Origin of the sequence: Candidatus Laterigemmans baculatus (genome assembly GCF_010367455.1) — a bacterium.
In the GTDB taxonomy this organism is placed as follows: domain Bacteria; phylum Planctomycetota; class Planctomycetia; order Pirellulales; family Pirellulaceae; genus Laterigemmans; species Laterigemmans baculatus.
Map to the genome: position 1 here is coordinate 20,830 of NZ_WRPR01000036.1, position 25,579 is coordinate 46,408.

Annotated in this window: 24 protein-coding genes and 1 tRNA gene; 12 read left to right on the forward strand and 13 right to left on the reverse strand. The window is 64.4% G+C overall.

All coding sequences use genetic code 11. From position 1 onward, the window contains the following. Positions 1 to 68 precede the first annotated feature (68 nt). A complete protein-coding gene (locus GNK13_RS07725; protein WP_203545347.1) occupies positions 69 to 449 on the reverse strand; it encodes a hypothetical protein in 381 nt (126 codons plus the stop codon). Between the two features lie 94 nt (positions 450 to 543). Here GNK13_RS07725 and GNK13_RS07730 point away from each other — a divergent pair, with 94 nt between their 5' ends. Next, entirely contained in the window at positions 544 to 906 is a 363-nt protein-coding gene (locus GNK13_RS07730) for a (2Fe-2S) ferredoxin domain-containing protein (RefSeq protein ID WP_164101937.1), read from the forward strand. A gap of 81 nt (positions 907 to 987) precedes the next feature. Here GNK13_RS07730 and mqnE read toward each other — a convergent pair whose 3' ends face one another. From mqnE to GNK13_RS07760, 6 genes are all read right to left on the reverse strand, one after another. Then, positions 988 to 2,136 (reverse strand): aminofutalosine synthase MqnE, encoded by a 1,149-nt coding sequence (gene mqnE, locus GNK13_RS07735; protein ID WP_164101938.1) that lies wholly within the window; start codon positions 2,134 to 2,136, stop codon positions 988 to 990. A 32-nt stretch (positions 2,137 to 2,168) separates the two neighbouring features. Then, positions 2,169 to 3,092: a UbiA-like polyprenyltransferase gene (locus GNK13_RS07740; RefSeq protein ID WP_164101939.1), complete on the reverse strand. Its 924-nt coding sequence runs from the start codon at positions 3,090 to 3,092 to the stop codon at positions 2,169 to 2,171. Beyond that, positions 3,089 to 3,766, reverse strand: a complete 678-nt coding sequence (locus tag GNK13_RS07745; protein ID WP_164101940.1) for a UbiX family flavin prenyltransferase — start codon at positions 3,764 to 3,766, stop codon at positions 3,089 to 3,091. The genes GNK13_RS07740 and GNK13_RS07745 overlap by 4 nt, the downstream gene beginning before the upstream one ends. Further along, positions 3,763 to 4,554, reverse strand: coding sequence for a bifunctional demethylmenaquinone methyltransferase/2-methoxy-6-polyprenyl-1,4-benzoquinol methylase UbiE (gene ubiE, locus GNK13_RS07750; protein ID WP_164101941.1), 792 nt, complete (start codon positions 4,552 to 4,554; stop codon positions 3,763 to 3,765). The genes GNK13_RS07745 and ubiE overlap by 4 nt, the downstream gene beginning before the upstream one ends. A gap of 127 nt (positions 4,555 to 4,681) precedes the next feature. After that, positions 4,682 to 5,671 (reverse strand): CAF17-like 4Fe-4S cluster assembly/insertion protein YgfZ, encoded by a 990-nt coding sequence (ygfZ, locus tag GNK13_RS07755; protein WP_164101942.1) that lies wholly within the window; start codon positions 5,669 to 5,671, stop codon positions 4,682 to 4,684. A 43-nt stretch (positions 5,672 to 5,714) separates the two neighbouring features. Continuing rightward, complete coding sequence (locus tag GNK13_RS07760) at positions 5,715 to 6,908, reverse strand: hypothetical protein (protein ID WP_164101943.1); 1,194 nt, start codon at positions 6,906 to 6,908, stop codon at positions 5,715 to 5,717. A gap of 480 nt (positions 6,909 to 7,388) precedes the next feature. On the opposite strand from GNK13_RS07760, the gene GNK13_RS07765 reads away from it, so the two are divergent. The 3 genes from GNK13_RS07765 to GNK13_RS07775 all read left to right on the forward strand — a co-directional run bounded on the left by GNK13_RS07765 (position 7,389) and on the right by GNK13_RS07775 (position 10,608). Further along, a complete protein-coding gene (locus GNK13_RS07765) occupies positions 7,389 to 8,735 on the forward strand; it encodes a hypothetical protein (protein ID WP_164101944.1) in 1,347 nt (448 codons plus the stop codon). A gap of 209 nt (positions 8,736 to 8,944) precedes the next feature. Continuing rightward, on the forward strand, positions 8,945 to 9,367 hold the full coding sequence (locus tag GNK13_RS07770; protein WP_164101945.1) for a hypothetical protein: 423 nt from the start codon (positions 8,945 to 8,947) through the stop codon (positions 9,365 to 9,367). Between the two features lie 326 nt (positions 9,368 to 9,693). Further along, a complete protein-coding gene (locus GNK13_RS07775; protein WP_164101946.1) occupies positions 9,694 to 10,608 on the forward strand; it encodes a DUF1559 domain-containing protein in 915 nt (304 codons plus the stop codon). Between the two features lie 82 nt (positions 10,609 to 10,690). Here the strand turns inward: GNK13_RS07775 and GNK13_RS07780 are convergent, their stop codons facing one another. After that, positions 10,691 to 11,785, reverse strand: a complete 1,095-nt coding sequence (locus tag GNK13_RS07780; protein WP_235934918.1) for an EF-hand domain-containing protein — start codon at positions 11,783 to 11,785, stop codon at positions 10,691 to 10,693. Between GNK13_RS07780 and GNK13_RS21670 the strand changes: the two genes are divergently transcribed. Further along, positions 11,780 to 12,046 (forward strand): hypothetical protein, encoded by a 267-nt coding sequence (locus GNK13_RS21670; RefSeq protein ID WP_235934919.1) that lies wholly within the window; start codon positions 11,780 to 11,782, stop codon positions 12,044 to 12,046. The two genes, GNK13_RS07780 and GNK13_RS21670, sit on opposite strands and share 6 nt — an antisense overlap. A gap of 177 nt (positions 12,047 to 12,223) precedes the next feature. On the opposite strand, the gene GNK13_RS07785 is transcribed toward GNK13_RS21670, so the two are convergent. Together GNK13_RS07785 and GNK13_RS21980 are read right to left on the reverse strand one after the other, a co-directional pair. Then, a complete protein-coding gene (locus GNK13_RS07785; protein ID WP_164101948.1) occupies positions 12,224 to 13,375 on the reverse strand; it encodes a transglutaminase-like domain-containing protein in 1,152 nt (383 codons plus the stop codon). 120 nt (positions 13,376 to 13,495) lie between these two features. Further along, a complete protein-coding gene (locus GNK13_RS21980) occupies positions 13,496 to 14,170 on the reverse strand; it encodes a hypothetical protein (RefSeq protein ID WP_203328978.1) in 675 nt (224 codons plus the stop codon). Between the two features lie 253 nt (positions 14,171 to 14,423). On the opposite strand from GNK13_RS21980, the gene GNK13_RS07795 reads away from it, so the two are divergent. Together GNK13_RS07795 and GNK13_RS07800 are read left to right on the forward strand one after the other, a co-directional pair. Continuing rightward, positions 14,424 to 15,416 (forward strand): alpha/beta hydrolase, encoded by a 993-nt coding sequence (locus GNK13_RS07795; protein WP_164101949.1) that lies wholly within the window; start codon positions 14,424 to 14,426, stop codon positions 15,414 to 15,416. Beyond that, positions 15,413 to 16,270 carry an aminotransferase class IV gene (locus tag GNK13_RS07800; protein ID WP_164101950.1) on the forward strand — a complete coding sequence of 286 codons (858 nt, stop codon included), beginning with the start codon at positions 15,413 to 15,415 and terminating at the stop codon, positions 16,268 to 16,270. The genes GNK13_RS07795 and GNK13_RS07800 overlap by 4 nt, the downstream gene beginning before the upstream one ends. 144 nt (positions 16,271 to 16,414) lie before the next feature. On the opposite strand, the gene GNK13_RS07805 is transcribed toward GNK13_RS07800, so the two are convergent. Further along, on the reverse strand, positions 16,415 to 17,053 hold the full coding sequence (locus tag GNK13_RS07805; protein WP_235934921.1) for a hypothetical protein: 639 nt from the start codon (positions 17,051 to 17,053) through the stop codon (positions 16,415 to 16,417). 405 nt (positions 17,054 to 17,458) lie between these two features. Between GNK13_RS07805 and GNK13_RS07810 the strand changes: the two genes are divergently transcribed. Together GNK13_RS07810 and GNK13_RS07815 are read left to right on the forward strand one after the other, a co-directional pair. Further along, complete coding sequence (locus tag GNK13_RS07810; protein ID WP_164101951.1) at positions 17,459 to 18,607, forward strand: ADP-ribosylation factor-directed GTPase activating protein isoform b; 1,149 nt, start codon at positions 17,459 to 17,461, stop codon at positions 18,605 to 18,607. A 240-nt stretch (positions 18,608 to 18,847) separates the two neighbouring features. Beyond that, positions 18,848 to 20,659, forward strand: coding sequence for a tetratricopeptide repeat protein (locus GNK13_RS07815; RefSeq protein ID WP_164101952.1), 1,812 nt, complete (start codon positions 18,848 to 18,850; stop codon positions 20,657 to 20,659). A gap of 159 nt (positions 20,660 to 20,818) precedes the next feature. Here GNK13_RS07815 and GNK13_RS07820 read toward each other — a convergent pair whose 3' ends face one another. Then, positions 20,819 to 22,129, reverse strand: a complete 1,311-nt coding sequence (locus GNK13_RS07820; RefSeq protein WP_235934923.1) for a DUF1570 domain-containing protein — start codon at positions 22,127 to 22,129, stop codon at positions 20,819 to 20,821. 262 nt (positions 22,130 to 22,391) lie between these two features. On the opposite strand from GNK13_RS07820, the gene GNK13_RS21680 reads away from it, so the two are divergent. Further along, on the forward strand, positions 22,392 to 24,293 hold the full coding sequence (locus tag GNK13_RS21680; RefSeq protein WP_235934925.1) for an ABC1 kinase family protein: 1,902 nt from the start codon (positions 22,392 to 22,394) through the stop codon (positions 24,291 to 24,293). Positions 24,294 to 24,302: 9 nt separating this feature from the next. Here the strand turns inward: GNK13_RS21680 and GNK13_RS07830 are convergent, their stop codons facing one another. After that, positions 24,303 to 24,518 (reverse strand): hypothetical protein, encoded by a 216-nt coding sequence (locus GNK13_RS07830; RefSeq protein WP_164101920.1) that lies wholly within the window; start codon positions 24,516 to 24,518, stop codon positions 24,303 to 24,305. 489 nt (positions 24,519 to 25,007) lie between these two features. On the opposite strand from GNK13_RS07830, the gene rpsU reads away from it, so the two are divergent. Further along, positions 25,008 to 25,202, forward strand: coding sequence for a 30S ribosomal protein S21 (gene rpsU, locus GNK13_RS07835; protein WP_164101953.1), 195 nt, complete (start codon positions 25,008 to 25,010; stop codon positions 25,200 to 25,202). A 197-nt stretch (positions 25,203 to 25,399) separates the two neighbouring features. Next, positions 25,400 to 25,473: transfer RNA gene (locus GNK13_RS07840), tRNA-Val, on the forward strand. Positions 25,474 to 25,579: the final 106 nt, after the last annotated feature.

Genomic DNA, 25,579 nt, shown 5'->3' on the forward strand with positions numbered 1-25,579 from the left:
GCTAGCGCGTGGCGGCTGATTTCATGCAATCTTTCGCGGAGCGAGAGGCGGCTATCGGCGACCCTTGCCTAACCCGCCCGATGGGCCGGGAAGGGAATGCACTCGAGCGACTCTTCGCTCTCCTGCGGCCCGGCAGCTGCGAACGCAAGCGTGCGGGGGCGGCGCGTGGGAACGACGCCGAGGGCCGACCGCAAGTCGCTGATCTGATCGGCGGACAGCTCCACGCTGCTTTGCACGAACCAGCCCACGTTCACGCTCCACGACTCCCGCCGCAGAGCCAGCTCGGTCCTTCCGCCCTCAAGATGGCGGAGCACGACGACCACCCGCTGCTGGGGTGTGTCGCCTTCGAGAACAGTTAGAATGGTTTCTCGCATCGGTTCGGGCCCAGCCTCCCCCTTGCCTGGAAAACGCTCGCCCATCGAGCGTTTGACAATCCACTTGGTGGACAACGTTTCTGTTGAGAACGATTCTCAAGTGCAATTAGAGTCAGGTGGTGCGGCCTTGTCAACGATTCGCCGCTGGTTCTCCTCAAGGTGGTCACGCGTGGGCAAACGAAACGACAGCGACGGGGCGCAGAAGCGGGCGGACAAGCTAGGGCTCGGCCAAGCCCAGCTGACGATCGTCCTCTGCGGCGACGAAAAGAAAGCCAAGTGCGCTTCGGCCGCGGAGATGCACCGCAGTTGGAAGCATCTGCGGAAGCGGGCCAAGCAGCTTCGCAAAGAGCAGGGGATTCGGATCACCACGATCCGCAGCCAGTGCATCGACGTCTGTCGCTTCGGCCCGGTCGCAGGCGTCTTCCCCAGCGGCTGCTGGTACGGAGGCTGCGACGAAGAGACGCTCGAGCGGATCCTCGAGGCTCACCTCCAAGGCACGCCGCCGCCGGAGCAAAACCAGATCGCCCCATAGTCGCCTTTCGCTCCGCGAAAGTAGCTCCGTCCCCCGCTACTTTCGCGGAGCGAAAGGCGACTATGGCGGAGCGAAAGGCGACTACACCTCGCAGCCGACTTCGCTGCCGATCTCCCAGCAGGTGAAGTCGTGGGGGTCGCGAAGCACCGTTTGATAGACGGTGTTCCGCTCGACCGGCTCGCGGCCCGCTTCGGCGATCAGCTGCCGAATCTGCTCGACCGAGAGGCTCTGCGGCGTCGTCGCGCCGGCGTCGTGATAGATCAACTCGTGCCGGACGGTCCCGTCGATGTCGTCGGCCCCGTAGGCCAGTGCGGTCTGGGCGGTCTCGATGCCGAGCATGATCCAGTACGCCTTGATGTGCTGGATGTTGTCGAGCATCAACCGGCTGACCGCCATCGTCCGCAGATCCATCAGCGCCGACGGTTTCTTCAGATGGTCGAGCTTGGTGTTCTCGGGATGGAAGGCGAGCGGAATGAAGACCTGAAAACCCCCGGTTTGATCCTGCAGTTCGCGCAGCCGGAGTAGATGGTCGATGCGGTGGTACGCTTTCTCCAGGTGCCCATAGAGCATCGTGCAGTTGGTGCGAATCCCGAGCTCATGCGCCGTGCGGTGGATGTCCAGCCAAGCGTGCGTCGTCGCCTTGTGTTCGCAGATCTGGTCGCGGACTTCGGGGTGGAAGATCTCGGCTCCGCCCCCCGGCATGCTTCCCAGCCCGGCCGCCTTGAGATCCTCCAAGACCCATCGCACGCTCTGCTTCGTCTGAAACTCGAACCAGTTGATCTCGACGGCGGTCCAGCCCTTGAGGTGGATTTTGGGATACGCCTCGTGCAGCAATTCGATCAGATGCCGATACCACTCGTAGGGCTTTTTGTGGTGCAGTCCGCCGACGATGTGCATCTCGGTGCAGCCCGCTTCGTGAGCCTCTTGCCCCCGCGCGAGCACTTGCTCGTCGTCCATCACGTACCCCTTCGGGTCGCGCAGATCGGAGCGAAAGGCGCAAAACCGACAGCGGTAGACGCAGACGTTCGTCGGATTCAGATGGGTGTTGATGTTGTAGAACCCGACATTCCCATTCATCCGCTCGCGGACCAGATTGGCCAGCAGACCGACTTCCTGCAAACGGACGTCAGGATCGTACAAAAACAGCCCGTCTTCCATCGACAGCCGCTCACCCGACTCGACTTTGTCGCGGATTTCCCGGAAGCGGGCGTCTCGTTCGGTCTGGATCATGTGGGTTCCGTTATCCAAAGGTCGGGTCGGCTCTAGACCCACCAGCAATCGATGCTGGCGGCTAGCAGCAGGACGACGCTGACGACTGCGTTGACATGGAAGAAAGCGATGCCGACGCGTTCCAAGTCATCGGGGCGCACCAGGTGGTGTTCGTACCAAAGCAGCGCGGCAATGCCGATCACGGCAGCATAATACAGCCACCCCAATCCGAGTACCGGCGAAACGAGGGGCAGCACAACCAACACGCCGACCATCGCCGCGTGCGCCGCCGCAGCCCACCGCAACGCTCCGCGGGCTCCCCAAGCGGCCGGCACGCTCCTGAGTCCCGCTTGGCGATCAAACGCTTCATCCTGGCAAGCGTAGATGATGTCGAACCCGGCGACCCACAGCGCCACGGCCGCCGCCAGCACCACGGGGGGCCACAGATCAGCCGGGGCGCTCAAAACCTCCTCGCCGCGAATCGCTACCCACGCGCAGATCGGCGCCAAGCTGAGGGCGCCCCCCAGCCAGAGGTGCGCGGCCGAAGTAAACCGCTTGGCGAGGCTATAGCCGAGCAGGAACAGCAGCACCGGCAGCGACGCGAATAGCGGCAGTCGGTTGGGCAGAAACAGCAGCGTGCTGGCGACGAACCCCAGCGAACAGACGACCGTCAGCCCGATCGCTTCGCTCCGCCGCAACAGCCCGGCCGGCAAGTGGCGGCTCGCGGTGCGCGGATTCGCCGCGTCAAATCGCTCGTCGACCACGCGGTTGAACGCCATCGCGGCACTGCGGGCCAGCACCATGCAGGCCAGGATCCCGAGCAGGTCCTGCGGGCGGACCGCCGGCAGCTCACCGCTCGAGAGCGGAACGCGGAACGCCATCACGGTCGCGAGCACCGCGAACGGTAACGCGAAGATCGTGTGGCTAAAGCGGATCAACTCCAACAGCATCCGCCCGCGGAGGAGCAGCGTTTTCATTCTTCCGACTCTCCCCACCGCCGCATCAATCCCTCTCCGAGTTCAAACTGGTCGAGGATCCGAGCGACGACAAAATCGATCAGATCGCCGAGCCCCCGAACGCCGTGATACCAGCCCGGCATCGCCGGCAACAGGACCACTCCGGCTGCCGCCAAACGGTGCATGTTTTCCAACTGCAGCACGCTGAGGGGCGTCTCGCGAGGGACCAGCACCAGCTTGCGATGCTCCTTCAAATGCACCTCGGCCGCACGCTGGATCAGATTTCCCGCCGCCGCTCGAGCAATCCCGCTGAGCGTGCTGCCACTGCACGGACAGACAATCATCCCCCGCGTCCGTGCCGATCCGCTGGCGATCGGCGCCATGTAGTCCTGGTAGTGGTAGTAGCGGAGCAGCGAGCGGTCGACCCGTTTCATCTCCGCAGCCACTGCGGCCTGTTCCTCAGGCAGCGCCCAAGGCGGAGCGGCCGAGAGCAGGATCGCCGGATCGAACCGCCGCAAATCGATCGCCAGCCCCAACTCCTGCTCGATGACCGCCGCCCCGGAAGGACTGACCGTCAAATGCACCGGCACTTTGCCGCGGGCCAACACCTGCAGCAACCGCAAGGCGTAGGGAGCCCCGCTCGCACCGGTGATCGCGACGACCAGCGGAGACTCGGCAGCGGACGGCTGGCTCATTTCGTCCCTTCGTAAAGCGTGGCCACGCCGAAGGTCATCGGATGCATGCGGACCTCGCGGATCCCCGCCGCTTCCATCCGATCGGCCAGCGCCTGCCCGCTGGGGAACGTCGACACCGAGGCGGGCAAGTACTCATACGCCGATTTGTCGTTCCGCGCCATCCACTGACCGATCCGCGGCAACACGTGTTTGAAGTAAAACCCGTACGTCTGCTTCAGGATCGGCGCGGTCGGCTGCGAGAACTCCAGCACGGCGACCTGTCCGCCAGGCCGACAGACGCGGCGCATTTCAGCGAGCCCCCGATCGGTGTCGGCGATATTCCGCAGCCCAAACGCGACGCTCACGCACTGAAAGGTGTCGTCAGGGAAGGGCAGTCGCTGCGAATCGGCCTCGACGAAATGAACATTCCGCGGCGAGCGATGGAGCTTGGCGACGCCGTGGGCCAGCATCGGGTGGCAAAAGTCGCTCCCGATGACCGTGATCCTCTCCCCCACCGCCTGGCTGATCGCGATCGCTAAATCGCCCGTCCCGGTGCACGTGTCGAGAACCGGCGCGTCGCCGGAGATCCGCAGCCGCTCGACCGTCCGCCGCCGCCAAGCCCGGTCGATATTCAGGCTGAGCAGATGATTGAGCAGATCGTACCGCGGGGCGATCTGGCCAAACATGTCGCGGACCCGCCGGTTGCTCTTGTCGAGCGGTGCCGCCTCCCTCGGCTGAGCACCAGTCGGCTCGGAATGCGGCTTCTCGGATTCTCGGGGCCCGTCGCTCGCGGAGGTCTGCGGTTCCATCAATCGACTCGGAGAATCCACGCGGGCAAGCGACTCGGGGGAAGGGGGCGAACGTTCCGTTACGGTTATCGCCGCAGGCCCCCGCTTCGTACAGCCCGCTTCGTCTGGGCCGCTTCGTCTGGGCCGCTCACTCGGCGTTCGGGTCGACAACCGTGGCGGTGCCGTACTCGCTCTCGGCGGTCGCTCCGGGAGCAAAGTGGCTGCGGCGAGTCAGGGCCAGGGCAAACGGCGCATGGTGCGCGAAGCAGTAGGTTCCCGAAGTGACAGTCGCGACGACCTTCTCTCCCTGCCGCAACTCGGTCCCCTGCGGCGGAACGACCGAGCCATCGAACCGCCACAGCAGGAGTTTCTTTTGGACTTGCCCCATCGCGTCGAGCCGCGCGATCGTCTCCTGGCCGAGATAGCATCCTTTGCGGAAGCTGATCGCCCGGTCGTCGCGATCCATCTCCTGCGGCAAATTCGCTTCGGTGAAATCGATCCCGAACCACGGGAAGTGATTGGTGATCCGCCCGCAGTGCATCAGCGAGCAGTGCCCAGGGAGGATGTCGAGGGCGACCAGGGCCGCGTCGAGCGCGTCGGCTTGCGCGGCGGGCACCTGCAGCAGCCAGTCGGCGTCGCGGGTGTAGGGGACTTGATAGATTCGCAGCTCGACCGCATCGAGCTGGCCAATCTGCGTTTTCAGACGCGGGGGTTCGGCCGCGGTGAGCCCGAGCCGCGTCGTCAACCGCGTTTGGCCGACTCCCGGAATGAAAACCGTGTGCAGTTCGGCGGTGCGGTCTTCGATCGTCAAATCTTCGCGAATCACGTAGCGATCGATATGGGCCGAGAGCCGTTCGAACTGATCGCCCACGGTCAACAGCCGCAAGCGGTCGTCGAGCGCGTAGACGAAACCGTGCCCGAACGTTTTCCCGCGAGCGTCCGTAATGAACGTCTCGCAGCCTTCCCCCGGAGCGAGGCCGGCGACGTGGTTGGTGGTCAGATTGCCAAGCACCTTGCCGCGGTCGGCACCGAGCAAATCGATCCACGAGACCTGTTCGACCGGAACGTAGATTTCTCCGGATTCGAAACAGTCGCGAATCGATTCGCCAACCGCTTGCTCTTCGTTGATCGATTTCACGGTTTCATCTTCAAGGTGGACATGGAGAGGGTCGTAAAGGTCATCATGGAAGAGTGCCGATTCCGCAGAACTGAGCACTCCGAATTATCGCACAGCTATCATGGCTTTCCACCAACCGAAGGAGTTGGTCGGTCGACTCCACGGCGCCGATCCCCAGGGCCTCGATCTCCCCGGCGGGCAGGTCGGACATCAGCAGCACGCGGCCTTCCTGCCGAAGCTGCAGCAGCAACGAGGCGGCCAGCGCGTGCCGTCCCCGATCCTTCTTGATCCGCTGCAACATCGCTTCATAAGTCTCGGTCCCCGCCAACCGTCGCAGCGACTTCTCCGTGCGTTCGCCGAGCCGCGACGTGACCACGATCGTTCCTCCCGGGCGGACCAGATGCCGCGCGACGTGCAGCGCCCGAGCGACGTTGTCCCAGGTTTGCTGCTGCGGCCCGCCGTCGATGCAGGCGAAGACGAGCGACGCTTTGCGAGAGACGTCCCGCTGCCACCCCGCCTCGACCTGGTGCTCGGCGGCCCGGCGGATCCCCCCTGGAGTTCCCACCAGCACGCGGGCAACGTGGGCATCGGCCGTGGGCACGACGGCGACCAGCACCTGCAGCCCCAACAGCCACGCCGCTTCGGCCGCCTCACGGTCGTCCTGGCCAGCCGCGTCGATCGTCTCGCCGCGGAGCCGCCGCTGCGTCTCGCCGTCGGCAAAAGCGGGAAACACTCCGCCGTCAAAATTCGCCGGGTCGAGCGAACCGGCTGGACGGGCTGTGATGATCGGGAGGACGAGGTCGGCATCGAGCAGCCGGCGGTTCAGATAGATCGGATCGGCCGCCGTGTTGGCTGCCAGGTAACCGAGCGACTCGCGGTCGGCCGGATCGTGGATCGTGACCTCGATCTCTCCCAAGCCCGCTAAAATCTGCCGCAGCTGCTCAGCGGTCGCCTCCTGCGCCTCCTCGGAAAGCACGACCGACAAGCTGCCAATCCGCTCCCGCGGTAGCGTATCGACGATCCCAGCCACGACTTCCGCCACATGCGGAACATTCGGATCGACCGCCAAAGCCACGGCGTCACCGTCGACAATCGCCTCGGCGAGCGGAGGATAATCCTCGGGCCTTGCCGCAGCCCGCCTCGCCACCTCCCGGACCGCATCGATCCGGCGGCCGCGATCGGGGTGGAACTCCCACATCTCCATCGCCCCTGCCGGCGGCAGTTCCACCGTCTCGGCGTGCCCGATGCCAATTCGCATCCTCGTTGTCGTCAACCGTCGCATCCGTTTTTGTCGATACTGATTCTTCCCGCCCCGATCATCCCGATTTTTTCGCTCGAGATTCCAGAGGCAGCTGTCATGCATCCCCGCGGCCCGCATGCGAACCGAAGACCGCCCGCGAACTGCGGAATGCCCGCGACGCCCGACTTGCCCGCGACGCCCGACATGCCCGCGACGCCCGACATACCCGCGACGCCACTCGGACACGCCTCCCGAACTCCGCAAGCCCCCGAGCTGTCTTTAGACCCCCCGGCGGCGTCCAGATCAACCACGATGCGGTTGTTCCGCGGTTTCCGAGGGCAGTCAGAGCTCTTCAGCAGGCGGTCGGGCTTCTTCGGCTGGTCGTCGGGCCTGCTCGCTTCGCTCCTGGTCGGCTGCGGCCAGCCGGCTTCCGAACCGGACGGTCCGGCTAGCGTCGAGGTCGTCTCTCAACCCGTATCGGCGCGCGGAGACTCTCCCATGCAATCCGACGAGAAGGCGGCGAGACAACTGCTCGAAGCCATGATTGCCCGATATCGGGGAGCAAAAACCTACTCCGATGACGCTCGCGTCCGGTTATCCTACCGTCAGGGCGGACAAAAATATGTCGACGAGGCCCCTCTGGCGGTCGTGCTCCAGCGGCCCAACAAGCTGCATCTGCGGGCCTATGCCGCCGAAATGATCGCCGAGAATGGACGTCTGCGGGCAGTGATCTACGATCCGCTGACCGCGAACATGGACGGCCAACAGCTCAGCCGACCGCTGCTCGGCGAAAAACTCGAACTGGCCGACATCTACGCCGATCCGACCCTCACCCATTTCGCCACCGCCGGACTCGGGGGCCCGTCGCCACAGCTGGAGCTGCTGCTGTCGGATCAGCCACTTGGAGGGCTTTTCGACGAATCGACGGCGCTCCGCCTCGACCGTTCCGGGGCCAGGGAGGGCGAGCCCTACGACGCGCTGATCATCGAGAACGATCAACTCGTCTACAAACTCTGGATCGAACGGGCCACGCTGCTGCTGCGGCGTGTGGAGCTGCCGGCCGAAGCCACGGGTCTGACCGCCAACCCGGAGGTCAGCGACGTGCGGCTGACGATCGAGTTGCCGGCGGCCAGCTTCGAAATCCCCCCCAGCGAAAACTGGCGATTCGCCGCTGGCCCCCCAACCACAGCTGGCCCCCCAACCACAGCTGGCCCCCCAACCACAGCTGGCCCCCTCACCACAGCTGAGGAGGGCCCCTTGGCCGCCCGCACCACGATCGTCCGCAACTTCGTCCCGCCCCCTCCGCCGCTGGTCTCTCCCCACCTCGGCGGTCCGCTTCCCGAATTCGAATTCCGCGGACCCGACGGCGAACGGCTCGTTTCGGAGCAGGGCTCCGACCGCGATTTTACCGTTCTGCTCTGGATCGCCGACCATCCCGCCTCGCAGATGGCCGCGCGGCAGTTGCAAGCGGTGGCCGACCGGATGCCGTCGGCGATCAGCGACCGCACCCGGTTTCTGCTGGTCATGGCCGAAGCCTCCGCAGCCCGTCCCGAGGCCACCGGCCAGATGCTGCGGCGGTGGAACGTCGGACTTCGGTTCATCGACGACCTCGCCGCGACCGGCCGCGACGTGTTCAACGTCCGTGAAGCTCCGACCCTGTGCGTGCTCGGCCCGGAGGGCAAACTGCACTGGTTTCAGCCCCGTGTGGGGCCGGAGCTCACCGAGCAACTGACGAAAATCCTGGACGATCTCGCCGACGGCAAAGATGTTGGCGGTGAATTGAGAACCCAGTACGAGGCCGACCAGCAGACCTACCAAAAGCTGCTCAAAGACGCCCTCGAATAAAAATCGGAACAGGAATTTTTCAAATTTTTCGAAAGCGGTCTAAGGAGGGTTAATGACTCTCAAGGGACTCCCTATCGTCTCAGAATTCGTCCCAAACCCCATCCCGCGAAACCCCAAGCACCGAGAATTCGCTTGCATCGCGGATCCCCCACTCTTATAAGGTGGAGACACCACCCAACTCGCAGCCATTGACCTCCGGAGCTCGCTGTATGTCGCGTTCGACTACGTTGACATTTCTTCTTGGCGCCCTGTCGGTAATTTACGTCGGCTGCGGCCCCGACACCGGTGGGCGGGTAGGAGTCTCGGGAACCGTGACCTATCAAGGCCAGCCTCTTGAAACAGGCACCATTCAATTTGTTTCCAAAGATGGTTCGCAAATGTCGGGTGCCGCAATTCATCAAGGCGAGTACGAGATCGCCGCGAGCGACGGCCTCCTACCAGGCGAAATGATTGTACGAGTCTCTTCGGCCAGCGAGTCCACTGCACCACCTCCCGCCGAGGAAGCTCCCGGCGATCCCTCCATGTTCGCTCCTCGCGTTGAACGGATCCCTGCGGAGTTCAATGCGCAAAGCACGCTGACCACCGTGATCAAAGACGGCGGCCCCAACACGTACGACATCGCCATCCCCTAAGGCTCTGCCGTCATCAGCCGCCACGCTTCTTGCGTCCGGTTCTCACTGCATTTTCGCGGACCGGGGGCCAGGCTCTGTCAGACCCCCCTGAGCCGACGGCGCTAGCCGCGGGTGAGCCGACGGCGCTAGCCGCGGGTGAGCCGACGGAGCTAGCCGCGGGTGCTGCAGCGGAGATCCCGGGACTGCGAGGCCCGAGGCTAGCGCCTACGGCTCAAAAGAGTGAAATCGCCAGGTTTTTTGACAGAACCTAAACGCATTGCGGCTGATCGCAGCGTCGGTCCCGCCTGTCCTGATGCTTTACTTGTTTTCGTTCCCGGAGGTTATTCATGAGACTACGACGCGGATTCACGCTCGTCGAATTGCTTGTCGTCATCGCGATTATTGGGGTCCTGGTGGGCCTTCTGCTCCCTGCCGTGCAGGCCGCTCGCGAAGCAGCTCGACGGATGCAGTGCAGCAACAATCTGAAACAAATCGGATTGGCGATCCACAATTACCATGACACCCATAACAGCTTTCCTGCGGGCGCTTGGGGCTGGGGATGGGGCACGTGGGTCGTCAGCACCTTGCCGTACATCGAGCAGGACAATCTGTACGAGCTGTATGACCATGGCAACAAATGGGGCATTCCCGTCGATACCTCACGATACAGCTCAACCACCAACCGCCGCGTGACCGAACAGCGGCTCGATGCGCACTCCTGCCCCAGCGACTCGCCTGCGACCTACAGCAACATGACGCTGCACAACTACGGGGTGAACTTTGGCAACACCGACTACAAGCAGCAAGCCGACTTAAACGGAGTCATTTTTGGCGGGGCGCCCTTCGCCGAAATTTCCACGACCACATTGCATAAGATCGTGGGCTTCTCCGCGCTCAGCGACGGCACGAGCAACACGCTGCTGGCTGGCGAAATTCTCCAAGGACAGGCGGCAAACGACTTGCGAGGCATGAGCTGGTGGGGTTTGAATTCCAATTTCACCACTTACCTGCCACCTAACAGCAACCTTCCCGATCGTCTCCACACGACGAGCTACTTCACGGACATGCCGAAGCAGAACTTGCCGTGTGCTCTGTCAACGACCACCGATCCCACCATGTTTGCTTCGCGGAGCCGGCATCCCGGAGGAGTGCAAGTGGCCCTGTGCGATGGCTCGGCACGGTTCGTGGGTGAAACGATCGACCTGCTGACTTACCGCGCTCTCAGCACGGCCCAGGGTGGAGAGGTCGTCGGAGAATACTGAGCACTCCGGCGGATGGGGATTGGTGGCGGCGGCGAAACGGACTCCGCCGCGCCATCCCACGGCTCAACCGGCTAGCCCGTCTCTACTGGTTCGCTCGGGCGTGCAGCCAACCCGCGTACTCGCCGACGGTGATCTTGCCGTCGCGATCGGCATCGGCCGGGCTGATGTCCATGATCATGGTTTTCCATTCGTCGACCGTCAGCACCTTGTTGCCGTCCTTATCGGAGCGGGAGAGAATCCGCTCGGCGTACTGAACGTACTTGGGGTCGACTTCCCCGCTGGTGCCGGGGCTGCTGGAGCTCGACGCGTCGTCGTCCGAGCGGGACCGCGAGCGGGACCCCGAGCGCGAAGATTCCTCCCGGGAGGAGGAAGCCATCGAAGCGGAGGATGAGGGAGCGGACGAAGCGCCTTGCTTGACCGCTCGCAGGGCTTCCTGGGCTGTGATCACGCCGTCGCGGTTGAGGTCGAAGGAGAAGAACTCCTCCACCTTGTCATCGCTCCAGCTCCGTTCGTACTCGTTCATCATCACCTGGCCATCTCCGTCGCGGTCTTTATCGGAGAACCAGCCGGGAAGTCCCTCGGGCGCCGCATCGCTCGGTGGGCGGTAGGAGAGCCGCCCGCCAAAGCGATCCTCGACCTCCTCCTCGCCGCGATCTCCCTCGTCGCGCCGTCGACCGCGGTCCGCGCGACGCGTCTCCTCCTCGGCGCGATTGACCCGCCGCCGCGCCACGCGAACCGCCAGCTCGCTGGGCGAGAGTTTGTTGTCGCGGTTTTGGTCAAAATCCACCGGATTGCCATCCCAGCGACGCGAGATCTCGTCGGCTCCAATGAAGCCGTCCTTGTTGCGGTCGTAGCGACGCAAACTCTCCTCGGCTTCCCGCAGATCGGCGTCGGTGACGCGAACGGCGAGCAATTCCGCGGCAGCCCCGAAACCGGGAACCAGCGGCGGAAGCTCGACGCCGCCAAAGCCGGGGACCAAGACGCCGACGACGAGCGCATCGTCGTCATCATCGTCACCGCCGCGGCCGTCATCCCGGTCGCTGTCGCCCCCGCCGCGACTCGCCCGCATCTTCTCCATCGCCTCCTTGAGTTTGCTCATCGGGATCGGACGATCGGTCCGGATGCTCGGATCCTCGCGCTGCATCCGCTGGACCATGAAGTTTGCCGGACCTTGCATCTCGTCCGGATCGAGCATCCCGTTGCCATTGCGATCGAGCCGCTCGAGAAAGTTGCTCGGATCGAAGCCGCCGCGGCCCCCACGATCGCCCCCACGGTCACCGCCACGGTCATCGCCGCCACGATCGCCCCCACGGTCATCGCCGCCACGATCGCCACCCCCCCGGCCCCGCCAGCCACCGCGGTCCCCGCCATCGCCGTCACCGCGGCCACGAAAACCTTCACCGGGTTGGGCCAGGGCAGGGGGCGCAAACGAACCTAGGGTGACCAAGCTCAGGGCGGCGATCAGCCCAGTGGCGAGACAGCGCATCGAAAGCAACCTCGAGGGAGATAACGGCAGTCCCCAGCGGGACCGGACGGCCGATCGGAGCGAACCGCGACCAACCAGAGCCACGAATTATCTAAACCCTAGGCAGCCACCGAGGTTTCGTCGACGTTCTCACTCGAGGATTTCTTGAACGAACCGCGGTTTCGGCTTGCCTCCCTGGACCGCCGCCGCTCGAAAGTACTCGGCCACGTACCGCTGCAGCGATTGCTCAGGCGTCTTGAAACGATCGCCCTTCTGCAAGATCGGCCGGTACTCCTCCATGCTCCCGAACTGCCGCGTGCCGGCGACCTGGCAGGGGAACCAGTGTCCCTGGCCGTCCGCATCTTCCAGATAAAACTCCGGATAGCAGTGCATCAGCACGTGGACCATCCGCGCCGGAATCCGCATCGCCCGGCAGATCGCCACGAACACGCTGGTCAGCTCCTCGCAGTCCCCGGTGCCATCCTTCAGCGCTTCGTCAGCGGTCTTGATGTCCCCTTCGACGTAGGCGACTTTCTCGCGAACCCAGTCGTAGATCGTCTCGATCCGCTTCCAGTCCTGCGAATCCACAGCGGCTTCCCGCGTTTGCGACTCCGCCAGGACCGCCTCGATCTCGCGGACCGCCACGCGAATCCGGGCGCTGCCAGGATCGATGTAGGGGCTGCTGATCAGATACTGCCTGAGTTCGCGGCCCGGACGCCGAGGAGCACTGAGCCCGGCGACCGATGGCGGGGCAACGATCCGCGAGCGGGTGAGTTCGAACGTGAAGGTCGCCTCGGCCGTGCTGCCGGCCGGCACTCCGCCGGCTCGCATCACCACTTGACTCACCAGCCCGTCGAGCTCGCGAACCTGCAGCGAACTGGCAAAAACCGGATCGACCGATTGCTCGACCAACTTGACTTGCTGTTCGGGCCATTCCCGGGGAATGGGGAACGTGCTGACGATCCCCCGGCAGTTGGCGCTGCCCGTCTCCAGCACCAAGCCGCACCGATAACGCTGGACCTTCGGGTCGCGGTACTCGAGCAGCGCGGGGTCGCTCGCCCCTTCCGCCCCTTCTGGGGACTCCGCTTGATCAGCCACCTCGTCTGGGGCTCCCTCGTCGTCGGCCACTGCCAAACCATTCCAGCCCCGGCCGCCCCAACCCAGGCTGGCAATTCCGCCAGCGGCCAGAATCCGCAACCAGCGGCGGCGGTCGAGCGGCGTCGGACGAGCGTTCCCAGACGTCGGCTGAGCCCCAGTCGTCGGGTCCGAAAGCAGCGAGTGGTCGCGGCAGTTCTGAGACATCTCCAGAGTTAACCTTGAGCGATTGCGAGTGATCTTGCGGAGCAACACGGTGGCGGCAGGAGCACTCTATCCTACTTCGCTCCCCAAAACTCTGTCGGAAAAACGAATCGAGGCGTGCGTTCAGTTGCCGCGAGGAATGGGCGTCATCGTCCCCGCGGGAACCCCATCGGTGACGGTGGCCGAACCAGGGACCATGTTCGGGTCGGCCGGCATCCAGCCACTGTCGGGGATGTAGGAGTTATTCGGGTATCCGCCGTAAATCCCGTTCCCGACCATTGGCGAGCCGATACTGGTACCACCGAGGTATCCCCCGTCGCCGTAACCGAAGTCGCCATAACCCGCATCGCCGTAACCCGCGTCGCCATAACCAGAGTAGCCGTAGTCGCCGTAGTAGCTGCCAGCGGCCTCACCACCGCACCCGCAGCCGCCCGCATTGGGCACGCCGCACTGGGGCGCTCCACAGCCTGCAGGTCCATAAGCCGGAGCGCCATATCCGGGAGCGCCATATCCAGGAGCGCCGTAGCCCGGAGTCCCACAACCTGGAGCCCCATAGCCCGGGGTGCCGTAACCCGGGGTGCCGCAGCCCCGACCGCCCAAGCCGAGGATGCCGCAGCCGGGGGTACCAAGGTTCGGGGCACCGACCGCGGGCGGGGCAACGTTATACGTCGGAGCGGCAGAAGCACAGATCCCACACGCCGCGCCGCGACCGTAGAGGAGATTGCGAACCGCCCCGCAACCGCCGGCCGCAGGCAACATCAAAACGATAGCTACAACCGATCCAAGTCGAGCGTTCATTGCAATCCCCCTCCCGAGCAAACTGGGCCTAAATGTTCGACCCAAACCTTGGGTCACACAAATCTAGGTCGCTGCCGATGAGGTGCAAACGCAACATGATGTTTTTTTTCAACCAACGTTGCATGAAAGCATCATGCACATTTCCGCCGTGCGATGATCGATGGCAATTACGACGCACTTCACCGCCTCCCATAGAGCACCATCCAAGCCCATGCGGCCCAAGCAAACGTCGTCCCGACACACGCCGTCGAAGATGGGGTCCGTCCTGCTCGTGGCGACCAGCCGCCGCACTTGGGTCACGGGCGCGGCGTTGGGGCTGGCGCTGCTCCTGGGCATCGGGACCCCGGCGTCGGCTCGCGCCTCGAGCATTCGCAGCGGCGATGAGATCTGGATCCTCTGCACCCGCAACCTCACGACCGACGTCTGTGCTGCAGATTTGCATCGCCCCAACTTTTCCGTGCAGCGGTATAACGAAGCAGCGGAACTGGTTCCCGCGACCGCCGACGAGCTGTTGGCGACGATCCAATCCGATCCCACCACGCCCAACGTCGTCTATGTCCATGGCAACCGCTTCACACATTCAGACGCAATTCAGCGGGCGGGCTACGTCTACCGGCGGATCACCTCCCGCCGCGCCTCCCCCCAGAATATTCGCTTCATTGTCTGGAGCTGGCCGAGCGAACCGATCCACGGCCTGCTAAAGGATGTTCGCACCAAAGCCGATCGGACCGACTCCCAAGGGCTGTATCTCGCCTGGCTGCTGCGCGAGATCGCCGTCTCGCCAGCACCGCTCGATCTGCTCGGCTACAGTTTTGGCGGTCGCGTGGTGACCGGTGCACTGCATGCCGTCGCCGGCGGTTCGCTCGATGGCCGAAGACTGCCGGGAGCCACGATCCGAGGACTCCGCGTCGATGTCGGGCTCATTGCGCCAGCGATCCATCGCGAGTGGTTATTGGCGTGCGACTACCATGGGTTGGCGACAAAAAACATGAACCGCATGGTGTTGATGTATAACCCGCGTGATGTGGCGCTCCGCCAGTACTGGTTGCTCGATCTTTCCGATATCGGACTTGCGCTCGGTGCGGTTGGGCCGATGCGATTCGGAACGCGACACGACGGCTCGCCGTTGCCGGTCCGCGCGGTCAACTGCAGCCGCGCGGTCGGTCGCGAGCATGATGAGATCGATTATATGAGTGACGATTGCGGAGGAAGTTGGCTGATGGCCCACTTGATTGACACTCCATGAGTTCTCCAGGTTATCGGAGCTCTCCCGGATATCTCAATGGTCGCTGGACGAGCACCGATCAGATGGGGCTCAGCATCGACGACCTGGGCTTCCTCCAAGGCGTTACCGCCGTCGAGAGAATGCGGACTTGGAATCGCGGCCTTCCGTTGCTCGAAGCCCACCTGGTGCGCTTCTTTCACACGACGCAGACGCTGAAAATCGCCGGATTGCCCAGCGACGACCGGCTGATCGAATTGATCGGTGAACTGCTCGGCAAACACGAATCGGACAGCGAGACTGGGATCGTACTGTTTGCCACTCCCGGCCGACGCGGCAGTGACACCCCGACGCTCGGGATGCATCTCTCACCGCTCGACTTCCCGCGGCTCGAGCGACTCCGCGACCAGGGTCAGTCACTCGTCATCACCAGCGTCCGCCAGCCGCCACTCGATTGCTGGCCCCGCGACATCAAGGTCCGCTCCCGAATCCATTACTATCTGGCGGACCAGCAAGCGCGGGAGCGCGATCCCGAGGCCCTCGGCGTGCTGATCGACGACGACGGCTCGATCACCGAAACGAGCGTCTCAAACGTGCTCGCGGTGGCCGAGGGGCGGCTGATCGCACCTCCAGCCGGACGGATCCTGCCCGGCGTGATGCTTTCGACCGTGATCCATCTGGCGAGAGCCGAAGGCATTCCGGTCGAGCGCGCGGCGATCGGCCCAGAGACGCTCCGCGCCGCCGAGGAAGTCTTACTGACCGGCAGCGAAGCGGGACTCTGGCCGGCCCGCCAGGTCGACGATATCCCAAAACCGCCAGGGCCGATCTGCCGCCGCCTGCAACCCCTGCTGGACGCTTTCCTCGCAGCAGCGGTCTAGGCGCAGGACCGTTCATCGTTTGCGTTCGCAATATCAGCCGCCACGCGCTAGCGTCCGGTTTTCCCAGCGTTTTTCGGAAACCGGGGGCTAGCGCCCGGCGGCTGATAATTGGCGTCCGGGGGGAGGGTGACTTTCGTTAGCGGGTCACTTCTCCTGTTCCGCGGCCGCTTCCTCTTTCTTGATGACGCCGAACAGGTGGCCGCCGACTTCGCCGTGGGTCCAGGTTCCCGCATAGCGTCCGCGATAGATCATCACGCGTGAGGAAAAGGTGCCCAGCCCCGGAATCCAAAGATTCGTCAGCGAGATCACTGGCGTGTCGCCCGCCCACAGGACCGGCAGATCCATGGGCAGTTCGGCATCGGTCTCGCCGTAGCGAATGCGGGCGGTGAAGCGATACAGATCGCCTTCCGGCAGCTTCTCACACTTGAGAATCGTGTACTCTTCCTCGGGCATCTCATCCTGTTCTTTGCCGACGACCGTGAACCGCCCCGCTAGCGTCGCTCCGCTCATGTACTGCTCGAACCAGGCGACGCGGTCGGCCTCCTCTGCAGCGGGAGTCGTCGCCTCTGCGGCCCGTTTCACCTTCTCGGCCCGTTTCTCCTTCTCGGCCCGTTTCTCCTCCTCGGCTTTCGGCTCGCCCGGTGGCGGATCGGCGGGAGCGTGAGGTTCTGCCGCGGTGAGCGAGGAACCGAATTCGGGGGTCGGGCTGCAGGCGAACAGGACCCCCAACGCGGCCGGCAACAGCAGCGACCGGCGAGGACTTGCGAGCAGGTGAAGTTTCATCGGGCAGAACCTCTCAGTGAAGCTTAGGGAGGAAGGAAGCAACGGAACCCTTGAGCCGCAGGCGCTAGCCTCGGGCCCTTGAGCCGCAGGCGCTAGCCTCGGGCCCGATCCGGTCCGCGGCATACGAAAGTGTTGCGTTTCAGCGGCGTTTCAACACGCGCTGGATCCGTTCGGCGGCGCGACGGAACCCGCGGCTAGCGCCGTCGGCTCACCTGGTTAGGGCCCGCGGCTAGCGCCGTCGGCTCACCCGCGGCTAGCGCCGTCGGCTCACCCGCGGCTAGCGCCGTCGGCTCACGGGGGATGGCCCTGGCCGTATTGTAGCGCCTGGCGGGCGACATTTTGGCTGGCCAACATTTTCGGCGAATCTATGGCCGGCTTTTCGGTTGACGACTACACTTCGAGCCCATGCACCACTCCAGTTCTCTCGACCGCCGCTCGGTCCTCGCCGCCCTCCTGACGACCTTCACCGCTGGTTGCTTGCCGGTAGCCGACAGAGAGTTCTTGGCCGGCCAGGACGACTCGGCGGATGACTCCGAAGCGGCGGCCTCCTCCGGGGGATCACCCGCACCGGCAGAGGAACCGTCAGCAGACCCGTCAGCGGAACTCCGCGAAGCGCTCGACCGCGTGCTCTCTGCCGGGCTCGCTCGCCGCCTGAGCGCCGTCGAGAATGGAGCTTGGCAAGTCCTGCATGGAATCCTGGCCTACGGCAAAGCCTGCCGCATCGAAGCGGGGGGCGAGCTGGTTCCGGCGATCGACTATCTGCTCGACGGAGGGAGCTTGGCGGGCTGGGATCCGCTCCCGGGAGATCTACTCGGCGATCCGCCGCGGCGGGGCGTCCGCTTCGAGTTGGAGGTGGGGAGCATGAGCGGGCAAGGGCACTACGACCAGTGGCTGGCGGTGCTCTCGCAAGCGGACCTCCCGGCCGAGACGCCTCTGAAGATCGGCTCGGAGAGCTACACGCTCGGCGACGGACTGCAGCAAATGCTGTGGGACATCCCCCGCAATCTGGCGTTCGAATACAGCTGGACGCTGATCGCTGCGACCCGCTACCTCCCGACCGATTATTCCTGGCCGGCCCGCGATGGCCGTCGCTGGTCGATCGAGGAGCTGGTCGATTCCGAGACGCACAATAGCTTGACCCAAGCCGCGTGCGGCGGGACCCACCGCTTGATCGGTTTGGCGATGGCCCGCAACCGACACCTCGAGCAGGGGGGAAACCTGACCGGCGTTTGGCTGGCCGCCGATGCTCGGCTCCGCGAGCAGATCGAAGCGGCCCGTCGCTATCAGAATTCCGACGGCTCGTTCTCGACCAACTTCCTCGATCGCCCCGGCTGGTCGAGCGACCTCTCGGACGTCTTGCGGACGACCGGGCATGTGCTGGAATTCCTAGCGATCGCCGCTCCTGAGGAAATGCTGCGGGCGGCTTGGATGGAAGCGGCAGCGACGCGGCTGTGCGAAGTTCTGGAAGCGACCGAGCACGTCGAACTCGAGTGCGGCGCCCTCTATCACGCGCTGCACGGCGTGGTGCTCTATCGCCAGCGGCGGTTCGGCTGAGCCGGGAGGCGAGGCCCCGCATCACGCACCACCGGAGGCGCCGAATTTGCTCCTCCGCAAGGGTTCGCTGCGAAGCGGTCGGCACAAATTCCCCAAAACTCCTATTCGATCCCCTAGCCAACTTCGCCATACTGGGAGGAGTGGCAGCGGAGTCTTGCCCATCATTCCGCGGCCGCTTGCACTAGCACTCGCCAATGTCACCGCTGCGGACCCTCGCGTGCCGCGGCCTGGAGAACCCCCATGGCCTCGCTGTTCCTTTCTGCCTCCCGCCTGCGTTTCAGCCCCCGCTTGCTGACTGGCCCCCGCCCCATTTCTGGCCAGCACCCGGGGGCGGTATTGCAGCGCTCTTTGCGGCCTTGCCAGCAGCGCGGCTTGCGTTTGCTCGCTCCGCTCGTTGCCGCTCTGGCTCTGACCGCGGTCCCGTCGATCAGCTACGCCCAGAACGAAGGGCTGGCCGATCTCGACGAAGCGATGGTCGCCAAGATCGATGCCCAATCGATTGGCGACTTGGAGAAAGTCGCGGCCCTGGTCGAATCGGCGATTGCCAAAGGGCTGGATGAAGAGAACAAGGCCTTCGCCCAAAAGATGCTCGGCGGGATTTCGCTGCAGCAGGGTCAAGCGATCGTGGCGCGGATGATGCGCGGACGGATCGACGCGAATCAGCTGGACGAGCTTCGCAGCGAAGCGCTCCAAGATCTGGAGCGAGCGGTCGAGAACGATCCCACGCTGGTCGATGGGCATCTGCTCATCGCGCGGCTCAATACGCTCCCCGGGGGCGACACCGAGCGGGCAATTCAAGCGGCCACCGCGGCGATCGAGAAGCTCGGCGACGATGCGGAAAAACAGAGCGAAGCCTACGTTCTCCGCGCCGTCCTGCGAGAAGATAAAGAAAAACAGCGAGAGGATCTCGACAAGGCGCTCGAAGTCGATCCGGCCAACACCGAAGCCTACCAAGCCCGGGCCCTGCTGCGACTGCAGAACGATGACCCCGAGGGTGCCGTCTCGGACTTGAAAACCTTGCTCGAGAAAGACCCGACCAACACCGCCGCTGCCGTCGCCGCCTCGGAGACGCTGCTGCAGCTCGACCGTACCGAAGACGCCGAAGCGGTGCTCGAAGAAGCGATCACGGCCCAGCCCACCGCGGCCCTCTACCTGCTTCGCGCCGAGATGCGGCGAGCAGCCGACAAGCATGAACAAGCTCTCTCGGATCTCGAACGGGCACTGGCCATCGAGCCCAAAAACCCGATCGCGCTGCTCCTGCGCGCCGAAGCCAAACTTCGCGAAGAGGATATCGCCGCCGCCAAAGCCGATGTCGACGCGGCCCTGGCGGTGCAGCCGGGCAACGTCCGTGGAATCTATTTGCGGAGCCTGATCGCCGCTCAGGAAGAACGCTACGCCGACGCGATCAACGACATGCAGCTGCTCGCTCAAAGCCAGCCCGAGAACAGCATCTGGTCGCTGCAACTCGGCAATTTCTATCAGCTCGACCAGCGTCCGCGGAAAGCCATCGATGCGGCCACCGCGATCCTCGATCGCCGACCCAGCCACTGGCAGGCCCGCCGGCTGCGCGGGGACGCGTACCTGAGTGTCAACGAGCACGCCAAAGCGATCGAGGACTACGAAGCGGCTCTCAAAACCAAAGCGACGCCCGATGCCGAAGCCGCCCTCGATCCCGATGCGATGAGCAAAACGGCTCGCTCCGGGCTGCTCAACAACTTGGCCTGGGTCCTCTCGACGACCCCCAAAGACGATCTCCGCAACGGCAAACGCGCCCTCGAACTGGCCACCGAAGCCGCCGAACTGACCGAGCACCAAGAGCCCCATATCCTCAGCACGCTGGCAGCCGCCTACGCCGAGACGGGCGACTTTGAAAAGGCCATCGAGTGGTCCAGCAAAGCAGTCGAGCTCGGCAAAGAGCAGAAACACGACCAGCTCGAGCAGCTCGAGAAAGAGCTCGAAAGCTACCGCGCCGGCAAGCCGTGGCGCGAAGCCCAGGAGATCGAAGAGAACGAACTCCCCCTGCTCGCCCCGGAAGATATCATCGACACCTGAAAACCGTCCGTCAGGCTTTCCACCCTGACACAAACCGTAAGTCGAACAGGAGGCAAGTGAGTCAACAGAGGAATGCTTCTCCGTTGCCTCTGCTTTCTCCTGTTCCTTCGCTCCTGCGGCAATCCGCTCGCTCCGAGTACGAGCATGACCGCCGCTCCCCTACCGCCGGCGGCCGTAGCGGTTCATGTACAACAGGAACTGGCGGTCGAGCGTTTCGAGGTCGGTCTCGAACGCGTCTTGAAAAGCCTGCACGCGGGCCCGCGGATCGGGCTCGGACATCAGCGGACCCTCGGCCAACTCGTCGAGGTATTTGAGGTACTGCTCCTCACGGGTCCGCAGCAGGAAGTAATTCAGCGCCCAGGCTTCGGCGTACGCGAACGTCGCTTCGGCCGGATTGCGGAATCGCGAGTCGTCGCGGATCAACGTGGTCAGCGAATCGCGGGGCCGCTTCCGCAGGTAGGCATTGAAGCGGGCCAAATTGACGGTGTTGATCGCTCCGATGTTCCGCCAGCCGCGGACGCTGTTCAAATCGGGCGATTCAAAATAAGTCGCCAATCCTTCGCTGACCCAGTACGGGTTGTCAGCCATCCGCCGCTGCAGTCCGCTGTTGTAAGCCAACTGGTGGACCGCTTCATGCACCAGCGTGGCGACCCGCCGCTCGTTGTCCTTCAGGTAGTAAGTCGTCATGCGGTTGGTCTGCAGGTGATAGTAACCAATCACCGAATTGACCAACTCCCCCACCTCCGGCCGAGCGTACTCGGCGAAGCTTTTTTGGTCGGCGAACACGACCGCGACCAAGGGAAACTCCGCCTTCGGCAGCTTGCGGCCCTTGTTCTTCCAGTACGTGTAGAACCCCTGGTGAATTTGCTCGAACAGCCCCCCGACCCAGGAGACGTACTCTTCGGGCGTGTTGTGACAGATGACGTAGTTCGCGGTGTGGTGCACCTGGAACCCGGCGGGCAGCTCGGCCAACAACCGCTGGGCCGCCTCGTGATGGTCGATCGGCACCAGGGGCTGGTTGTCGCTCTTCCGCGAAATCAGCCGCTCGGGCTGGACCGTCCATAACTGGCCATCGTCGGCCATCAGCAGCATCCCGCCGCTGGGCACTCGGACGAGCGCTTCACCGACGACGTCCAGCGTCTCCTGGCTGTCGGGATAGGGACGAAACACAACCCGCTCCACCGCCGCGGCATGCGGCCCGCCGACAGTCCCCACGGCTCCGATCGCGCAGACCGCGACCAACGCGATCCGCACCATCCAAGCACCAGTCTCCCGGACGACGCACCGCCGAGTGCTGGGCCGCGCGACGCCTGGCCGAGTGCCACTCGGCTCGAGGCTGATCGCTGGCTCGAGGCCGATCGCTGGCTCGAGGCCGATCGCTGGCTCGAGGCCGATCGCTGGCTCGAGGCCGGTTTGGGCCTGTGCGGTGGGCAACGCTCTCTCCCAGCAGATCTGCATCCGTGTTTCCATTGGAGCTCTCGATTCGTGAGCCGACCGACCCACTCCCACTTCCCCAGTTTAGAAGCGCCCGAGGGGTCCCTCGCAGTTTGAGGGTCAGGAGACGCGAAGACCACCCGCCAAACGAGTGGTACAGACGGTAGATCCCCTGCAATCGCCCACCGAGCCTGCTGTCGGGGCGATTGTCCCCCTTGCCGACACCCGGCTCGTCGGGAACGGGGAGGGCGACAATTATACTGCACCGGCTTCGACCACCGACTCACTCTGCTCGCGAATGAAATTCACCTCCATCCCGCAGCTGTACCGCAACCTTCGCCGCTGGCAGGAAATCCTGGCGGTGCTGCGGCGGTATGGGCTCGCCGGGTGGCTGAGCCACTTTCCGCAGCTGCCCTTTCGCGATTATTTGAAGGACAGCGAGGGGCTGCCGCTGACGCGCCAATCGCGGGAAGTGCGGATTCGCAAGGCGCTCACCGAGCTCGGCCCGACCTTCATCAAACTCGGCCAAACCCTCTCGGCCCGCCCCGACCTGGTCGGTCCGACGTTGGCCGAAGAGCTCGAATCGCTCCGCGCCGACGTGCTCCCCGACCCGCCGCAGGTGATTCGCCGGATTCTGGCCGAAGAACTCGGCGAGCTGATGGAGTCGGAGATCGTCGAGTTCGATGAGACACCGATCGCGGCCGCCTCGATCGGCCAAGTCCATGCGGCTCGGCTTCGCGACGGCACCGACGTGGTGTTGAAAATCCAGCGGGACGGGATCGAAGCGATCGTTCGCCAAGACTTGGACGTGCTGGCCGGGTTGGCGCAGCTGGCCGAACGCGTCCCGGCCTTCGCCGCCTGGGGACCGGTCGAGATGGTGCGGCAACTCAGCCCGATGCTCCGCCGCGAGCTCGATTTCGAACGCGAACACCAGAATTTGCTGCTCTTTGCCGAGTTCTTCCGCGACACGCCGGAGATCGCGATCCCGATTCCGATCGACCATCTGTGCACCCGCCGCGTGCTGACGATGACTCGCTTTCGCGGCGCATCGCTCAACCAGTGGATGCGGTACGAGGAGCCGCCAGCGGTCAATCATCCGCACAGGGCCCATCACCCCGAAGTGATCGGCCAACCCGAAGCGATCGGCCACCCCGAAGCGATCGGCCAACCCGAAGCGATAGGCCGCCCCGAAGCGATCGGCCACCCCGAAGTGGTCGGTCACCCGCGAGTGATCGGTCACGCGGACGGGGTCGATGATTGGAAAGCGGGCGATCCCTGGCGGCCCGATTCGGCCGCCTCGCGGCGGGCGCTCGGCGAAGTCCTGGCGCGATGCTACATGCGGATGATCTTCGATTACGGGCTGTTCCACGCCGATCCGCATCCGGGCAACTTCGTGCTGCTCGAGGACGGCCGGCTGGGGATCCTCGACTTCGGCATGGTCGGCCGGATCGACGATCGCCTCCGAGAGACGATCGAGGAAATGATGGTGGCGACCACCGTCGGCGATCAGCGGTCGCTGACGCGATTGATGAAGCGGGTTGGCAATGCCCCGGCCGAGATCAACGATATGGCCTTTTCCAGCGACGTTTCGGAGTTCATCGGGACCTACGGCCGGCAGGGACTCGACAAGTTCGATCTCAGTGCGGCGATCGACGACCTCTCGGCGATCCTCCACCGCCATGGGATCAAGCTCCCGCATCAGTCAGCCCTGATGCTCAAGATGCTGGTGTCGCTCGAAGGGACGCTGCGGGGCCTGCAAGCCGACTTTGACACGCTGACCGTGATGCGACAGTTCGTCCGTCGGGCGATGCTCCGCCGCCTGAACCCGAAGCGACGACTCCAGCAAGCGCGGCGGATCTACCTCGAAGCCGAAAACTTCCTCGAAGTCGCCCCGGATCAATTCCTGAGCTTGCTCGAGCAGGTACGGCAGGGGCGGCTGCGCGTCAGCCTGGAACACATCCGCGTCGGCCCGACCGTCAACCGGCTCGTCCTCGGGCTGATCGCCAGCGCCCTGTTTTTGGGTTCCGCCCTGCTGCTCGCCCAGCAAGTGCCGCCGCTGCTGTTCCCCGAGTCGACTTTTTTAGGGATGCATCGCTTGAGCCTGTTCGGGCTCACCGGCGCCGTTCTCAGCCTGCTCGAGATGGTTCGCCTGATGCGCGCCATCCGCCGCAGCGGAGCCCTCTCCCGAGAAGAAGAATAAGCCCGTACGTCAGGCCGCCTCCGCCAGTTCCACTTCCTCCCCATCGGTCGACGGCTCGGCTACCGGTTCCGGGGCTCCATCCAGCCGCACTCCCAGCTTCTCCAGCACCGCCTCGACCTGCTCGTTGAGCCGATCGAGCTGGGCGAGCACATCGTCTTGGCGGCGTTCGAGCTCCCGGAGGAGTTGTCCGGGAGCGTCATCCACAGCGTCAGGTACGGTCGACATGAGCGGGGCTTCATCGCGGCATCCTTGCCGCGTTCCTCGGGCGAATCTCGTGGTAAACCGATCGCACCAGAGCTATCGACCACGCTCGCCCGCGCGGTCGATCCGGGTTCCGAAAGGTCGCGTCGCTCAGGATGCGCAGGCCGGGCAACCCTCACGTTCCACGCAAGTTCGACCGGATAGGCAACTTCCCTCGCGAGCCACCTCGACCGCCGCCGCCCCGCCAGCCGAAGCAGAAGCAGAAGCCGAATCAGAAGCAGAAGCGAGAGGAGAGGGCACGCGCCACTCCCGGCCGGCATGCCGTCTGCTGCACCGCAAGCCCAGGCGGAAGCTGAGGGCCGGGCGGAAAGGCTCAAAATTGCTGAAAAAGGGAGTCTCTGGCGTTGCCGACCCTGATTGGGGGCTGCTACGCTGTGCGGCTCAGTGTCTGTTTTCCGTCCTCAGGTTCCTTTCACGCGGAGGACCTTCCAGAGTGATGTCCAGGGAGAATCGATGGTCAAGTTAGTGGTTCGGGATCGCGAAACAATTCAGGAAGCGGTGCGTCGTTTCCGCAAGCTGGTCGAGCGGAGCGGCATCAAGAAAGAGATGCGTCGCCGAGAGTACTACGAAAAGCCCAGCGAAACGCGTCGTCGCTCGCGGTTGCGAGCCGAGCGTCGCTCCCGCCGCACGCGGTTGCTGGCCAACTAGCCGCGCCCGCTGCCCATTAACTGCGAACCGCCGATCGCGAGCGGCCGACCCCACAGCTGCGTCGGTCGCCAAACGGGATCGAGCGTCGACGGTGCCGCCCCTCACGCTTCCGCGCGAGCGGGGCCGCAGAACCCCCAAGGGCTGCGCCACCGGATCGCCACCACCGCGATCCCCCGGGGGCCCAGGCACCGCCTCCAGGGCGATTAGCTCAGCTGGTTAGAGCGCCTCGTTTACACCGAGGAAGTCGGGGGTTCGAATCCCTCATCGCCCACCTTTCTCTCCATAGTCGCCTTTCGCTCCGCGAAAGTAGCGCCCCCTAGGCTCTGTCAGCCCCCCCTGAGCCGACGGCGCTAGCTGCGGGTGCTGCAGCGAGAATT